This window comes from Aeromonas molluscorum (assembly GCF_051376105.1).
Classification (GTDB): domain Bacteria; phylum Pseudomonadota; class Gammaproteobacteria; order Enterobacterales; family Aeromonadaceae; genus Aeromonas; species Aeromonas molluscorum.
In genome coordinates this window covers 2027501-2043204 of sequence record NZ_JBPQCY010000001.1, presented here as the reverse complement: position 1 = coordinate 2043204, position 15704 = coordinate 2027501, and the positions used below count along the sequence as shown (strand labels likewise).

Here is a 15704-nt window from a genome sequence, read left to right as displayed (position 1 = left end):
GTATATGCGCTCACGCCTCCTGCTCCTGGCGCTGACGGTCAGCATGACCGCCTCTGCTTCCGAGCTTATCTATCGGCCTGTCAACCCCAGCTTTGGCGGTAACCCGCTCAACAGCAGTCATCTGCTGGGTACGGCCAATGCCCAGAACGATTACAAGGATCCCTCTGCCGGTGGCAGCAGTGGCACCTCGGCCCTGGATCGGCTGACCTCCAGCCTGCAATCCCGACTGGTGAGCCAGTTGCTTGCCGACATCGGCAAGGATGGCAGCCAGACCGGCAGCCTGGTTACCGACGAGTTCGCGATCAATGTAGTGGACGAGGATGGCACTCTGGCCATCTCCATCACTGATAGAGCGACGAATGAAACCACCATGATCGAAGTGAATGGCCTGATCGCCGACTGAGGACGTTATGACAAGGACACCGTTATTTACCGCCCTGCCTTTGCTCGCCATTCTGTTTGCTCTGGGGGGGTGTGCTACTCATATAGGCTCTCCCGAGGCGGATGAGAAGGCGACCCTGATGCCGAGATCCATCTCCTACAAAGAGTTGATCAGCCTGCCCAAACCCAAGGGCAAGATAGTGGCCGCCGTCTATGATTTTCGCGATCAGACCGGTCAGTATCTGCCAGCCCCAGCCTCCAACTTCTCCACCGCAGTGACCCAGGGTGGGGTCGCCATGCTGAGCACGGCGCTATGGGACTCCCAGTGGTTCGTGCCTCTGGAGCGGGAAGGGCTGCAGAACCTGCTGACCGAGCGCAAGATAGTGCGGGCCACGCAAAACAAACCCAATGTGCCCGGCAATAATCAGCATCAATTACCCTCCCTGGTGGCGGCCAATATCCTGATCGAAGGGGGCATAGTGGCCTATGACAGCAATGTGCGTACCGGCGGTGCCGGGGCCAAGTACTTCGGCATAGGGGCGAGTGGCGAATACAGGGTCGATCAGGTGACCGTCAATCTGAGGGCCGTCGATATCCGCTCCGGCCGGATTCTCAACAGCGTCACCACCTCCAAGACCATCTTGTCCCAGCAGGTGCAGGCCGGAGTGTTTCGTTTCGTCGAGTACAAGCGCTTGCTGGAGGCCGAGGCGGGCTTTAGCACCAACGAACCGGTGCAGATGTGCGTCATGTCTGCCATCGAATCGGCGGTGATCCGGCTCATTGCCAACGGGGTGCGAGACAACCTCTGGCAGCTGGCCGATGCGCGGGACATGGAAAACCCCATACTGCAGGGTTATCTGCAAGACAGCGCCCCCATCCTCTAGTCGAGGCAGCGTCGCTAGTTTCTATCTATCGCTTGCCCCTTTCAGCTCTTCTCCACAGGCCCATCATGGGCCTGTTTTCATGGTCTATCCCCCTCCACCCCTTGGCGCGACACCTGCAAAAAAGAGGCATGGCTCAGCTTGACCTCAGCCTTTTCTACCAGACAAACCCTGGATCCGAATCAGCCTCGAATCAGCTGTGTGCCTGATGGCCCTGGCCCGGGGGGCTGAGGATACTGGACCCGCACTTCAAAAAGGTAATCGCAGATGAAATACCTGAATCCCGTCCTGCTGATCATGAGTCTGCTAGGCCTGCCCGCATTGGCGCAGGACCTGGCTTCCCTGAGTGAACTGGGTCAGGGCAACGAACTTGAGCTGGTTCAGCGGGGGGAGGGCAACCAGGCCCACCTCTGGCAGCTTGGCTCGGATAACGAATTGCAGCTCAGCCAGTCAGGCAATGACAACCAGATCCGCCTGATGCAACAGGGCCAGCAGCAGCAACTGCGGCTGGATCAAGTCGGCGACAACAACTGGGTAGATGCGGTCCAGCTCGGAGTTGGCAACAGCGCCGAGCTCTACCAGGCCGGTATCGGCAACCAGATCTGGCTGTGGCAACAGGGGATGGACAACCAGGCCTGGATCAGCCAGAGCGGATATGACAACAGGGCACGGGCCGTTCAGCTCGGTGATGGCAACTTGGCCAGCATAGAGCAAAACGGCTCCGGCCTATCGGCCACCGTCATTCAGACGGGCGCCAACCAGCAAGTGAGAGTAGTTCAAACCAACTGAGCCCCGGCTCACACCAAAGCACGAGAGGGAAATCATGTTCAAACGTACCATCATCGCCTCTGCCGTATTACTGGCTACTTCCAGCGTCTGGGCGGCTTCCGCCAACAACCAGGCCACGGTCGCCCAGACCGGTAACAACAACTTGGCCACCGTCGAGCAGATCGATAACAGCAACCATAATCAGGCGAGTATCAGCCAGATTGGTGCCGACAACGAAGCGAAGACCATCCAGAAAAACACCAGCCAGTCCGAAGCCAGTGTGGCTCAGGTCGGGGCAGGCAACGATGCCCTGGTGACCCAGGAGTCCAGCACCGCAGGATCCGTCGCCCAGGTGGCAAGCACAGGCAACTTCAACGTCGCGACCGTGACCCAGCAGGTGTTCAACGAAGGCTCCCACGCCTCCGTGGCCCAGGTCGGCAACCACAACAGTGCCGACGTGATGCAGGATAACGGTGATGGTGCCAGCTCCACCGTGAGCCAAGTTGGCAACAACAACGATGCCAGCATCAACAACTATTGGTCCGATAAAGCCATCGCCAACGTCAGCCAGCTTGGCAACAGCCACGAAGCCAGCGTTTCCCAGCAGATTGCCGATGGTGCCGAAGCCCAGGTGGCCCAATCCGGTCAGTTGAACAAAGCCACCGTCACCCAGGCCACCAATAATTATGGTTACGCCTATCCGGAGGGGACTCTGGCAAAGGTGACTCAATCGGGCAGCGGCAACGAGGCCCTGGTCGACCAGCGCGATCTCGATAACAAGGCTTATGTCACCCAGAGCGGTGTCGATGGCTATGTGAAGACGGCGCAGTCTGGCTCTGCGGCCGGTGAGGGCAACACCCTGACCGCCAATCAGGCTGGTACCAACGAGAGCGCCACCCTGACCCAGGTTGGCAACCGTAATGAGATCGAAACCAGCCAGACTGGCCGTGACGATGCATTGACCATCGATCAGCTGGGTGATGACAACTTGGCCACTGCCTATCAGGGCGGTGTCGGTGAGCAGGGCTCCATCATCCAGGTGGGTGACGGTAACCGTGCCGATACCGAGCAGGGAGGGTCGGGCAACCAGGCCAGCGTCGATCAGATGGGTGACGGCAACCAGGCCGTGGTCAAGCAGCTGGCGAGCAGCACCGCTGGCGTGGTGACCATAGATCAGAGCGGTGATGACAACTACGCCAACGCGGTGCAGGAAGCTGGCAGCAACAACCAGATCGCCATCGACCAGCAAGGGGATCGCAACCAGGTGGCGGCCGCGCGTGATGTGCAAGGCAAAGGCGCCTGGACCTGGGGTTCAGACAACGAGCTGACCGTGGCCCAGACCGGCAACGACAACTGGGCCTATGCCGATGCGTCCCACTCCGGCTCTACCGTGACCGTGACCCAGACCGGCGACCTGAACAACGCCTCTGTCGAGTCCTACCTGGGTAGCGACAACGATCTGACCGTCAGCCAGACCGGCAACAACCATGTGGCCGACGTCTATGTCAACGCCGGTATGAATGGCGGTGGCAACCTGGTCGATGTGGTACAGACTGCGAGCTTCAACACGGCTCAGGTCGATGTCTATGGCAGCAACAACCACGCCTATGTTTATCAGGGCGGCAACTGATGATTTGCACATTCGGGGGCCTGCGGGCCCCTTTTTTATTGGTGCGAACCCGGGACTGGCTGGCTGGTCCATGCCATCAGACCACTCCCCTGCACCGGCGGCTAGTGATGCTGCTCCTGTGGCTCAGCTTGTCTCCCTCGGGATGGGCGGGCGAGTCAGAACCGGCCAAGGAGGCCAAGGTGATCCCCAAGATAAGCCTCAATGTCCAGCAGGGGCCGACCGGCCTCTCCCTGGCCCCTACCCTGCAAAGCGATCAGTCGGGGGCTGTTACCTTTGCCCTGGATCTCTGGAGCCAGGGGGCGGGGGGGCGCAGTCATCAGCGCCAGAGCGGGGGGGCCGAACTGGTCGCCAACCGGCCCCATAGCGTGGGACGACTGAGTCTGGGACTGGCTTGTCCCTATCAGGTAAGAATACGGCTGCAGCTGTGGCAGGGGGCCTTGTTGCTGAGCGAAATCGACCAGACATTCGAGTGCCCCTCATCTCCATGATTTCCCGTCTGGACTGTCTATTCATCCAGTAGTCTCTATGCCATACTGGCCCGCTCTGGTTACCGTATCGAGCGCGCAACAAGATGGAAAAAATCGTGATCCGGGGTGCCCGCACCCACAACCTCAAGAACATCAATCTGACTCTGCCCCGCGACAAGCTGATCGTGGTCACCGGCCTCTCTGGCTCCGGCAAGTCTTCTTTGGCGTTCGATACCCTCTATGCCGAAGGCCAGCGCCGTTATGTGGAGTCCCTCTCCGCCTATGCCCGCCAGTTCCTCTCCCTGATGGAGAAGCCGGATGTGGATCATATCGAGGGCTTGTCGCCGGCCATCTCCATCGAACAGAAGTCTACGTCTCATAACCCGCGTTCGACCGTCGGCACCATCACCGAAATTTATGACTATCTGCGCCTGCTGTTTGCCCGGGTGGGTGAGCCTCGCTGCCCCACCCATGCCATACCGCTCGCCGCCCAGACCATCAGCCAGATGGTGGATCAGGTCTTGGCTCAGCCAGAAGGCAGCAAGCTGATGCTGCTGGCGCCCGTGGTGCGCGATCGCAAGGGGGAGCACAGCAAGCTGCTGGAGAACCTGGCGGCTCAGGGTTATATCCGTGCCCGCATCGATGGCGAGGTGTGTGACCTCTCGGATCCCCCCAGCCTGGAGCTGCACAAGAAGCACACCATCGAAGTGGTGGTCGACCGTTTCAAGGTGCGCGAGGATCTGGCCCTGCGCCTGGCCGAGTCCTTCGAGACGGCCTTGACCCTCTCCGGCGGCATCGTGCTGGTGGTGCCCATGGACGGGGAGGAGGGGGTTGAACCCATGACCTTCTCGGCGAATTTCGCCTGCCCCGAGTGCGGTTACTCCATGTCGGAGCTCGAACCGCGGATCTTCTCCTTCAACAACCCAGCCGGTGCCTGCCCCACCTGCGACGGCCTGGGGGTACAGCAGTACTTCGATCCCGCCAAGCTGATCCACGATCCGAGCCAGAGCCTGGCAGGGGGCGCCATCCGTGGCTGGGACAAGCGCAGCTTCTATTACTTCCAGATGCTGAAATCCCTCGCCGAGCACTATCAGTTCGATCTGGAGCTCCCTTGGGGGGATCTGCCCGCCAAGGTGCAGGAAGTATTGCTGCGGGGCTCGGGCAAAACCGAGATCGAGTTCCGCTACATGAACGACCGTGGTGATGTGGTGGTGCGCAAGCACCCCTTCGAGGGGATCTTGCACAACATGGAGCGCCGCTACCGGGAAACCGAATCCAACTCGGTACGCGAAGAGCTCTCCAAATACATCGCCAACAAGTCCTGCACCAGTTGCGGCGGCAGCCGTTTGCGGGAGGAGGCGCGTCACGTATTCGTCGATAACCGCAACCTCTCCGCCATCGCCGAACAATCCATCGGCGATGCGCTGGCCTTCTTCGAGGGGCTGGCGCTCACCGGCCAGCGTGCCCAGATAGCGGACAAGATCCTCAAAGAGATCGTCGAGCGGCTCGGCTTTCTGGTCAACGTGGGCCTCAACTATCTGAGCCTGTCCCGCAGCGCCGAGACCCTCTCCGGCGGCGAAGCCCAGCGCATCCGCTTGGCGAGCCAGATCGGTGCCGGTCTGGTGGGGGTCATGTATGTACTGGATGAGCCCTCCATCGGCCTGCACCAGCGGGACAACGAACGGCTGCTCAAGACCCTGACCCACCTGCGCGACCTCGGCAATACCGTGATCGTGGTCGAGCATGATGAAGACGCCATTCGCCTTGCCGACCATGTGCTCGACATAGGGCCGGGGGCCGGGGTGCACGGCGGCGTCATCGTCGCGCAAGGCACGCCGGAGGAGATCATCAATAACCCGGACTCCCTGACCGGTGACTATCTCTCGGGGCGCAAGGAGATCGCCGTCCCTGCGCAGCGCACCCCGCTCACCGATCGCTGGCTCAAGCTCAAGGGCGCAAGCGGCAACAACCTGCGCAGCGTCAATCTGGACTTGCCCCTCGGGGTCATGACCTGCGTCACCGGGGTGTCCGGTTCCGGCAAGTCGACCCTGATCAACGACACCCTGTTCCGCATTGCCCACCGGGAGCTGAACAAGGCGACCGAATCGACCCCGGCGCCTTATCGCAGCATCGAGGGACTCGATCAGCTGGACAAGGTGGTGGATATCGATCAGAGCCCGATCGGCCGTACCCCGCGCTCCAACCCGGCCACCTACACAGGCCTGTTCACCCCGATCCGCGAGCTGCTCTCCGGCACGCAGGAGGCGCGTTCTCGCGGCTACCAGCCGGGTCGCTTCTCCTTCAACGTGAAAGGGGGGCGCTGCGAGGCCTGTCAGGGGGATGGGGTCATCAAGGTGGAGATGCACTTCCTGCCGGACGTCTATGTGCCGTGCGATGTCTGCAAGGGCAAGCGCTACAACCGCGAGACCCTGGAAGTGAAGTACAAGGGCAAGAACATCAACGAGATCCTGGAGATGACGGTGGAGGACGCCCGCGCCTTCTTCGACCCGGTTCCTGCGGTAGCGCGCAAGCTGCAAACCCTGATGGACGTAGGGCTCTCCTACATCCGTCTCGGCCAGTCGGCGACCACCTTGTCGGGGGGCGAGGCGCAGCGGGTCAAACTGGCGCGGGAACTTTCCAAGCGCGACACTGGCAAGACCCTCTATATCCTGGATGAACCGACCACGGGTCTGCACTTCCACGACATCCAGCAACTGCTCAAGGTGCTGCACCAGTTGCGGGACAGGGGTAATACCATGGTGATCATCGAGCACAATCTGGATGTCATCAAGACCGCAGACTGGGTGGTGGATCTGGGGCCGGAAGGGGGGGCTGGTGGTGGCCGGATCCTGGTGGCAGGTACCCCGGAACACGTTGCGAAGAACAAGGAGTCACACACGGCGCGCTTCCTTGCCCCCTTGCTGGACAAGCATGGGGCCAGGCAAGCCAGCCAACCGGCGGCGCGCAAGGGACGCAAACCGCGCCAGGCAGCACAGAGCGAATAACCGCCTCTGCCAGCATATGAAAAAACGCGGGCGACTTGACCGTTAACAGAGAGGGGCCCATCGGGCCCCTCTCTCCTGTCCAGCCTCAGTGCGTCCGCACCATCAGCCAGGCTAACCCGAGACAGAAACCGACGAAGATAAACAGCAGGGAGCCGAGGCCGAAAATAGCGGCCAGTATGCTGGTGACGGGATGAGGCTGATAGGGCTTTTTCATAAAAACAGGATGACAACTCGACAACAATGGATGCGGAAAATACGCTAGCCGATAACAAGCTGCAATCAAAAAATAGCCAACTCGTGTCACAAAACTTATATTCCGCTTATGCATTAATCGTTGAAAATAAAGACGGTCTTTATAGTTAGTTATTTTAAATCAGTTGGTTAGGTTATTCATGTGCGACAAATTTCTCATGAATAAGCTATTTCGTACATCTATCTATTTATTGGTAACTTTTGCGCTAAATCAATAACCCGCCAGTCACATCCTTTTATAGTCGCCCTGCTTACAACACAGAACGAAAACTAAAAAAGGAAATATGGTGATGAACAAGTTTCTTCCTCTGATGATCGCAGCCGCCTTTGCTTCTCCCGTCATGGCTCACCAAGCCGGGGACATCCTGGTGCGCGGTGGCCTGGCCTTCGTCTCTCCTCAGGAGAGCAGCGACGATGTATTGGGTTCGGGCGAGTTCCAGATTGATGACAACATGCAGCTCGGGCTGACCTTCTCCTATCTGATCACCGACAACTGGGGCGTCGAGCTCCTGGCCGCCACCCCCTTCTCTCATTCGGTCAGTACGCCAGGCCTGGGAGAGGTCGCCAAGGTCAAACAGCTGCCGCCGACCCTGATGGCCCAATACTACTTCGGCGATGCCCAGAGCAAGGTGCGCCCCTATGTGGGCATCGGCATCAACTACACCACCTTCTTCAGCGAGAAGGGCAAGGGCGCTCTGGATGGCGCTGACGTCAAACTGGATGATTCCTGGGGTGTCGCCGGTCAGATCGGGATCGACATGGCCATCAATGATCGCTGGTTCGTCAACGGCTCGGCCTGGATCATGGACATAGACACCGAGGTGCACGTCAATGGCGGCGAGGGGATCAAGACCTCCATCGACCCCATGGCCTTCATGGTCGGCGTCGGCTACCGCTTCTAATCCCCGCTATTTGCACTGCACGTCCTTTTCGCCCGGCTGAGCCGGGCTTTTTTGTGGGCGCCTATTGATTCCCTTGTCATAAAAACATCATAAATTCACCTCTCCTGCCTCCACTAATGGGCCGCCCGGCCGATATCTCTTGTACTGTCCCTTTCCCAACGAGTGAGGATGTCTCATGGGTTTGTCTATTGTGCAGCGGATCATCGCCGGATTCGTGTTGATGCTGCTGTTGTTAATCCTGCTGGGGGTCGTCAGCGCCCTCAAGATACGGGGGATCAGCGACGGCCTCTCTCAGGTGTCGGATAAGGCCACCCCTTTGGTCATCACGGTGGCTGGCCTCAAGGGGGCGCTGCAAGACAGTAACCGCTGGGTACTGGAGTACAGAGCCAGCGAGCAGGCCGGCAGGTTGCCTGAGCTGGCCAGTCGCTTCGAGCAGCAACAGGCCGGTTTCAAGACCCTGAGCCAGCAGATGGGGCGCTTCACCGCGCTGGATGAGGCACGTTCGCGCTTCGCCGGGGTGGAGCAGGCCACGGGACAGTTCTATAACCTGGCCGGGCAGGTGCTGAATCAGCACAGCCAATGGGTCGATACCCTGGCCCAGCGCCAACGGTTGGAGATGGCCTTCATCCGCCTGGAAGATACCTATCAGTGGTCTGCGGACCTGCTGTTGCAACAGGCATCCGCCAAGCGATCCATGCGCAACAAGGCTGAACTCATCACCTCCGGCATCGCCCGGGATCTGAAGAACATACGCCGCGCCGACGCAAGCACGGATCTCAATGAATTGGAGCGGGTGCTTGGCAAGGATATCGAGATGGCCCGCAAGCGGCTGGAGCGGGTCGATGTGCCCGCCGACGTCAAACAGCGCTTCCTCTCCAACCTGGACAGGATGCAGGAGCTGGCCTTAGGCAAACAGGGTCTGCTTGCCACCATGCGTCAAAGCCAGCAACTGGCAGCCTCCCTGGAACAGCTCAACCAGCAGCTCGATGCCGCCCTGGTCAGCAGTCTCAATCAGCTCGATGAGATGGGCAAGAGTGCCGGCACCATCGCCAGCTCCAGCCGCGCCCTGGCCGATGATGCCGTCAGCAGTGCCAGCATCTGGATCCTGCTGGTGGCGGCAGTGTCTGCCGCCGCCGCTCTGCTGATCGGCTACACCACGGCCCGCAGCATACAGCGCCCCTTGCAGCGTATCGGGCATGAGCTGAGCCTGATGGCGGCAGGGGACATGACCCGCCGCATCGATTATCGCAGCCGTTGCGAGTTCGGCAGCCTGTCCCGTTCCATCGATACCCTGGCGGGCAAGACAGGTGAACTGCTGGCGCAGATCAATGCTGGTTCCCGTCATCTGGTGGAGGAGGCGAGCCGCGCCGCCGAGATCAGCGAGCGAGCCATGGCCCGGGTGCAGGATCAGAAGAGCCAGACCGATCAGGTGGCTGCCGCCATCACCGAGTTGGAGGTGAGCGCCACCGAGGTGGCTCGCTCCACCGATGGCACCAAACACGAGGTCGATCTCGCCGACGAAGAGGCTCGTGCCGGTCGGCAGCAGGTCGCCGTGACCCGTCGCCTCACCGAAGAGCTGGCGGGGGCCATGGCCGAGGCAGTGGGCATCACCCACAAGCTGGGGGAATTCAGCCACAACATCGGCAGCATTCTGGATGTGATTCGCGGCATCGCCGAGCAGACCAATCTGCTGGCGCTCAACGCCGCCATCGAAGCGGCCCGGGCCGGTGAGGCCGGTCGCGGCTTTGCCGTGGTGGCCGACGAAGTGCGGGCTCTGGCCAACCGGACCCAGACCAGTACGGAAGAGATCCAGGCCATGATCGAAAACTTGCAGAGCGCCAGCAGCCAGGTGGTCGAGGTGATGGGCCGTAGTCAGGTGCAGACCGGCAGCTGTGTCGATCAGACTCGCCAGATGGACGCGGCCCTGCAATCCATCGCCGAGCGGATGAGCGCCATCAAGTCGATGGCGGATCAGGTTGCCCAAGCAGCTCAAGAGCAGATCTCGGTCAGCCAGGGGGTGGCTCGCCATATCTCCGGTATTGCCGAGGTGGCCTACGAGACAGAGCGGGAAGCCCGTCAATCGGCCAGCAGCAGCGAAGTGCTCGCCAATCTGGTTGCCAAGCAGCAGCAATTGATCGCCCATTTCAAGGTATGAGAGGACTTATGGCTAACAAGTGGATCGGAGCCCTGAGCCTCCTGTTGTGTGGTCAGTTGATGGCCAGTGAGCTGGTGATCGAGAGCTGGCGTACCGATGACAAGGCGTTGTGGGAGCAGAAGATCATCCCGGCCTTCGAGACCGAGCATCCCGGCATCAAGGTGGTCTTCCACCCGGTGCAAAACGTCAACTATATACCGACCCTGTGGCAGAGCCTGAAGGCGGGCAAGGCGGGAGATCTCATCACCTGTCGCCCGTTTGATGACTCGTTGGCGCTGTTCAAGGCCGGCTATCTTGCCGAATTGACCGAGATGGCCGGGATGGAGAACTTCCCGAGCTTTGCCCAGTCTCCCTGGCAGACGGACTCCGGGGCCCAGACATTCTGCGTGCCCATGGCCTCTGTCATTCACGGTTTTTTCTATAACAAGACGATTTTCAAGGAGCTGGGCCTGAGTCTGCCCGAGACCCGGGAGGATTTCTTCCAGGTATTGGAGAAGGTGAAGGCTGATGGCCGTTATGTGCCGCTGGCCATGAGCGGCAGTGAGAGCTGGGTCGCCTCCGAGCTCGGCTTCCAGAACATAGGCCCCAACTACTGGAAGGGTGAAGATGGTCGTCTGGCGCTGGTCAACGGCCAGGAGCGACTCGACGATCCTCAGTACCGGCAGGTATTCGAGGAGCTGGCTCGCTGGCGCCCCTATCTGGGTGAGGGCGCCGCGCAGCGGGACTATGCAGCCAGTAATGAGTTGTTCACCAGTGGCAAGGCCGCCTTCTATGTGGCGGGATCCTGGGAGATAGCCCCCTTCACCGGCAAGCTGGACTTCGGCGTGATGCGCCCGCCTGTGGCCAAGCGTGGAGATGGTTGCTTCTTCACCGACCACACCGACATCGGCATGGGGCTCAATCCTGCCAGCAAGAACAAGGAGGCTGCCATGGCCTTCCTGCAGTGGCTGACCAGCGCCCAGTTCGCCGAGTTGTACACCAATGCCTTGCCCGGCTTCTTCTCCCTCTCGAACCACTTCTTCGAGGTGAGCAATCCTGCGGCGCGGGAGATGATGGAGTGGCGTGATCAGTGTGACTCGACCATCCGGGTTGCGACTCAGATCCTGTCTCGTGGCGAACCCAAGCTGGGGGATGAGTTGGCGAGCCAGAGTCAGGCCGTGCTGCTGGGCAACCAGACGCCACAAGGGGCGGCGACGTTGCTCGAGCAGGAGCTCAAGTCCTGGTATGCCCCCCATCAGGGCAGCAAGGTCAAAGGCGCCGCTTGCCAATGCGAGGGGACAGTGGCCTCCAGTGACCCCCTGGCGACAGGCCCGGTGGTCGACGAGACGCTGACCGCTGCACCCGCCCAGACGCCAGTACCGGTTCAGGTTGAGGGCAGTGTGGCCGAGGCTGCGCCTTTACCTGCGGCCAGCCCGCAGACGGAGGCTGCCCTGGCTCGGCAGTTGGAAGGCACTCAGTGAGTCGATGCCGGGCATGCTGGCTCGGCGTGCAGATATGAAGAAGGGAGGCTTGGGCCTCCCTTCTTTGTTTATCGTGATTTTCGCCGAGCCTCCCCTCAGGGCGCTGCCGCTTCCCGGGGCCAGCGGCAGAGACTGGCGATGCGCGCACTGGGGATGAATCCCAGGTCGCGATAAACCCGCTGGGCGTGATACTGCTCGTCCGCCACTATCACCAGTTGCGGGACCCGTGTCAGGCCCTGTTCGGCGACCCGGGCAAGTAACAGCTTGCAGAGTCCGCGGTTGCGCCAGGCCTGGCGAGTGCGCACCAGCTGGAAACGACCCAGGGTTGGGGTGAAGAAGAGACCGCAACTCGCCGCCAGTTGATCTTCTTGCCAGAGGCCCCACCAGTTGCCCAGCCCATCGTCCGTCATGGCCTGATAGAGCCGTTGGCGACTCTCCAGGTAGGCGAGGTAATGCCCGGCCGGATAGTCTGGCTCGCGCTCCTCCAGCTCCAGGGCGAGCCAGTCGGCCCAGTCCGCCGTCGTGAAGGGACGGATATGGGAGCCCGTGCTGTCGGGGGGGATGAGCAATTGCTCCCGCTCCAGGGTCAGCACCACGCACTCCATATACTGGTAGCCGGTCGCGACGAAGCCGGCAACCCGGCTGTTCTGCCCTTCGGCCAGGGGCCACTGGAAGGTGCGATGACGCACCCTGGGATCGGTCGCAATCAGTTTGTCGAAGCTCTGCTCCAGCCAGCCTTTGTCCCGATCGCTAGGGGCCGCGCTCAGCAACAGGTAATTGCCGAAGTAGTAATCGGGGGCTGCGGGGGTGCGCACCGCCCAAAACTGGGGGTGTGTGCTGACCTCGCCCTGATAGCGGTCGAACAGCAGGTCGGTGGCAAAGCCGGGATGGGTATCCATGATGAGCTCCTGCTAGTTGGATATTGGGTTATCGGCAGAGGAGGCTGGATATTGAAAAAGGGGCCGGAGCTGGGCTCCGGCCAAACAATCACACGCAGATTCAGAACGTCCAGGACGATCCGCCGCCATCATAACCTGAGCCAACGCGTTTTGGCATGGGAGCAAACTCGCAATAACGAGATAATATGGCCACATATGGACCCTATTTTGATGGAGAGGCATTTCCTGATTGACATTCGAGCGGTTTGTCTTAAAGATAGCAAGACGTTTAGACGTCCAGACATTCATTTGGCGTCAGGAAGAGCAGCGAGCAGGGCAGGGAGTAGAGCGATGGGATTTCACAGTGCACGTCAGGTTGAAGCACTCAACCAGAGTCTGGCCGATTTAAGCGGTGACATAGGGGTCAGTTTCGAGTTTTTCCCACCCAACAGCGAAGGGATGGAGAACACTCTCTGGCAATCCATAGAGCGTCTCAAGGTGCTGGAACCCAAGTTCGTCTCCGTGACCTATGGCGCCAACTCGGGTACCCGGGATCGCACCCACAAGGTGATCAAGGACATCAAAGATCGCACCGGTCTCATCGCCGCCCCGCACCTGACCTGCATCGATGCCAGCCGTGACGAACTGCGCACCATAGCCCGTGACTACTGGAACAGCGGTATCCGCCACATAGTCGCCCTGCGCGGTGACCTGCCCCAGGGAGTCGACAAGCCGGAGATGTATGCCACTGATCTGGTTGCCCTGCTCAAGGCCGAGGCCGACTTCGATATTTCCGTGGCCGCCTATCCGGAAGGTCACCCCGAAGCCCGTAGTGCGCAATCGGACTTGCTGAGTCTGAAGCGCAAGATCGATGCCGGTGCCAATCGCGCCATCACCCAGTTCTTCTTCGATGTGGAAACCTATCTGCGTTTTAGGGATCGCTGCGCCGCCATCGGCATAGATGCCGAGATAGTGCCGGGCATACTGCCGGTCTCCAATTTCCAGACCCTGGCCAAGTTTGCCGGTTTCACCAACGTCAAGGTGCCGCGCTGGATGCACCAGCGTTTCGAAGGGCTGGATAACGATCAGATGACTCGCAACCTGGTGGGCGCCAGCATCGCCATCGATCAGGTTCGCGTGCTGAGCCAGGAGGGGGTGAAGGATTTCCACTTCTATACCTTGAACCGCTCCGAGCTGACTTACGCCATCTGCCATACCCTGGGGGTGCGTCCCAAGGTGTGACCCGGTAACGGACTAGATGATCAAAGGCCAGTGCATTGCACTGGCCTTTTGCTATGTGCGACAGGGGTCAGGTGCATCGCAGCCGATACAGACCCCAGCCGATGAGCAGGCCCCAGCAGGCGGATCCCACTCCGAGCAGGCTGATGCCGGAGGCCGTGATCATGAAGGTGAGCAGGGCGGCCTCCCGCTCATTTTCTTGCTGCAACGCCCCATAGAGGCTGTTGCCAATGGTGCCGAGCAGAGCCAGGCCCGCCACGGCCGTGACCAGGGCGGGTGGAAAACCATTGAACAAGGCCACGACGGTAGCGCCGAAACAGCCACTTATCAGGTAGAAGCCGCCGGCCCAGACGGATGCCGCCCAGCGTCGTGCTGGATCCTGATCGACCTCCTTGCCCATGCAGATGGCGGCCGTGATGGCGGCCAGGTTGAACGCAAATCCCCCGAAGGGGGCCAGCACGACACCGATGAAACCCGTCCAGCCAACCAGGGCGGAGGCGGAGACCTGATAACCATGGGCCTTGAGAATGGCGATGCCCGGCATGTTCTGGGAACTCATGGTGACGATGAAGAGTGGCAGGGCAATGCCCAGCAAGGCATCGAGCGAAAAGTGCGGACTGACCCAGACAGGGCTGGCCAGCTGCCAGCTGACATCGGCCAGCTGCAACTGACCGCGCAGTGCGCACAGTCCCACGCCAACCGCCAGTACCACCACCATGGTGTAGCGTGGCCAGAGATGGCGGGCAGCGATGAAGCTGAACAACAGTGCCCCGATCAGCAGTGGGTCTTTCGGGGTTATCTTGAACAGATCCAGGCCAAAGCGCAGCAACACCCCGGCCAGCATGGCGGCGGCCAGGCTGGCCGGGATTTGGCGCATCAGTCGCTCGAACCAGCCGGTGATGCCGCAGAGTGTGATGAGAAGAGATGAGAGCAGGAAGGCGCCGATTGCCTCTGCCAGGCTGAATTGACCCAGGCTGGTGATGAGCAGTGCCGCCCCCGGAGTCGACCAGGCCGTCAGTATGGGAGTGCGGTAATAAAGAGAGAGACCGATGCAGCTCAACCCCATGCCGATACCCAGCGTCCAGAGCCAGGAGGCCGTTTGGGCGGCGTCAGTACCGGCGGCGCTGGCCGCCTGGATGATGAGCACCACTGAGCTGGTGTAGCCAACCAGCACGGCGATGAAGCCAGCGACCAGATGGGGGAGTGCGAATGGCATGGGGACATCCTTGTGTCAGTTTGTGCGTTATTGCGTACAATATGGCTGAGTATAGGGATGGGCGCTATAGCGCACAAGGGGGATTGCATGCAGACCATGAGCCAGCATCTGGCACAACGATTGAAAGGACTTCGCACTGAACTGGGCTGGAGCCTGGATGTGGCGGCGCGGGAAACAGGGGTGAGCAAGGCCATGCTCGGCCAGATAGAGCGCGGTGAGTCGAGTCCGACGGTCGCCACGCTCTGGAAGATAGCAACCGGCTTTCGGGTCTCCTTTTCCAGTTTTATCGAGGCGACACCAGAGCCGGTGCGGGAGACCCTCCATCGCGTCGCTGACGAGATTCGCCAGCAGCCCGCCGGGGAGGGGATGTTGGTCGCACCATTATTTCCATTTGAACCTGGTATTGGCTTCGAGTTATTCGAATTGACCCTGCTGCCCGGTTATCAACGGGAGTCAGAACCCCATGCACC

General features: G+C 60.5%; 13 protein-coding genes and 1 pseudogene (1 of these 14 cut by a window edge). 11 read left to right on the top strand and 3 right to left on the bottom strand.

The features are described 5' to 3' along the window. The first annotated feature begins 4 nt into the window (after nt 1–4). From ACSMDR_RS10095 to uvrA, 6 genes and pseudogenes are all read left to right on the top strand, one after another. Nucleotides 5–403: a curli assembly protein CsgF gene (locus tag ACSMDR_RS10095; RefSeq protein ID WP_436468093.1), complete on the top strand. Its 399-nt coding sequence runs from the start codon at nt 5–7 to the stop codon at nt 401–403. A 7-nt stretch (nt 404–410) separates the two neighbouring features. Continuing rightward, nucleotides 411–1265 (top strand): CsgG/HfaB family protein, encoded by an 855-nt coding sequence (locus ACSMDR_RS10090; protein ID WP_041204616.1) that lies wholly within the window; start codon nt 411–413, stop codon nt 1263–1265. A gap of 264 nt (nt 1266–1529) precedes the next feature. Then, nucleotides 1530–2051, top strand: coding sequence for a hypothetical protein (locus ACSMDR_RS10085; RefSeq protein ID WP_005895593.1), 522 nt, complete (start codon nt 1530–1532; stop codon nt 2049–2051). 34 nt (nt 2052–2085) lie between these two features. Then, a complete protein-coding gene (locus ACSMDR_RS10080) occupies nt 2086–3660 on the top strand; it encodes a curlin (RefSeq protein WP_436468092.1) in 1575 nt (524 codons plus the stop codon). A gap of 179 nt (nt 3661–3839) precedes the next feature. Then, nucleotides 3840–4148 (top strand): curli-like amyloid fiber formation chaperone CsgH, encoded by a 309-nt coding sequence (gene csgH / locus ACSMDR_RS10075; protein WP_436468091.1) that lies wholly within the window; start codon nt 3840–3842, stop codon nt 4146–4148. Nucleotides 4149–4231: 83 nt separating this feature from the next. Then, nucleotides 4232–7051 (top strand): annotated as a pseudogene (uvrA, locus tag ACSMDR_RS10070) (excinuclease ABC subunit UvrA); the annotation flags it as partial. A 166-nt stretch (nt 7052–7217) separates the two neighbouring features. On the opposite strand, the gene ACSMDR_RS10065 reads toward uvrA, so the two are convergent. Next, on the bottom strand, nt 7218–7346 hold the full coding sequence (locus tag ACSMDR_RS10065; RefSeq protein ID WP_263479990.1) for a hypothetical protein: 129 nt from the start codon (nt 7344–7346) through the stop codon (nt 7218–7220). Between the two features lie 328 nt (nt 7347–7674). On the opposite strand from ACSMDR_RS10065, the gene ACSMDR_RS10060 reads away from it, so the two are divergent. The 3 genes from ACSMDR_RS10060 (at nt 7675) to ACSMDR_RS10050 (ending at nt 11901) form a co-directional block, all read left to right on the top strand. Beyond that, complete coding sequence (locus tag ACSMDR_RS10060; RefSeq protein WP_436468090.1) at nt 7675–8286, top strand: OmpW family outer membrane protein; 612 nt, start codon at nt 7675–7677, stop codon at nt 8284–8286. 175 nt (nt 8287–8461) lie between these two features. Then, the gene (locus tag ACSMDR_RS10055) at nt 8462–10441 is read left to right on the top strand and encodes a methyl-accepting chemotaxis protein (protein ID WP_436468089.1); all 1980 of its coding nucleotides are present in this window, start codon (nt 8462–8464) and stop codon (nt 10439–10441) included. A gap of 8 nt (nt 10442–10449) precedes the next feature. Beyond that, complete coding sequence (locus ACSMDR_RS10050) at nt 10450–11901, top strand: ABC transporter substrate-binding protein (protein WP_436468088.1); 1452 nt, start codon at nt 10450–10452, stop codon at nt 11899–11901. A 95-nt stretch (nt 11902–11996) separates the two neighbouring features. Here the strand turns inward: ACSMDR_RS10050 and ACSMDR_RS10045 are convergent, their stop codons facing one another. Continuing rightward, a complete protein-coding gene (locus ACSMDR_RS10045; RefSeq protein ID WP_436468087.1) occupies nt 11997–12800 on the bottom strand; it encodes a GNAT family N-acetyltransferase in 804 nt (267 codons plus the stop codon). A gap of 330 nt (nt 12801–13130) precedes the next feature. Here ACSMDR_RS10045 and metF point away from each other — a divergent pair, with 330 nt between their 5' ends. After that, entirely contained in the window at nt 13131–14021 is an 891-nt protein-coding gene (metF, locus tag ACSMDR_RS10040) for a methylenetetrahydrofolate reductase (protein ID WP_005907772.1), read from the top strand. 67 nt (nt 14022–14088) lie between these two features. On the opposite strand, the gene ACSMDR_RS10035 is transcribed toward metF, so the two are convergent. Further along, nucleotides 14089–15234 (bottom strand): benzoate/H(+) symporter BenE family transporter, encoded by a 1146-nt coding sequence (locus tag ACSMDR_RS10035; protein WP_436468086.1) that lies wholly within the window; start codon nt 15232–15234, stop codon nt 14089–14091. An 87-nt stretch (nt 15235–15321) separates the two neighbouring features. Here ACSMDR_RS10035 and ACSMDR_RS10030 point away from each other — a divergent pair, with 87 nt between their 5' ends. After that, nucleotides 15322–15704, top strand: the 5' portion of a protein-coding gene (locus ACSMDR_RS10030) for a helix-turn-helix domain-containing protein (RefSeq protein ID WP_436468085.1). 181 nt of this gene lie beyond the right edge of the window; only the first 383 of its 564 coding nucleotides appear in the window; the start codon lies at nt 15322–15324; the stop codon falls past the right edge of the window.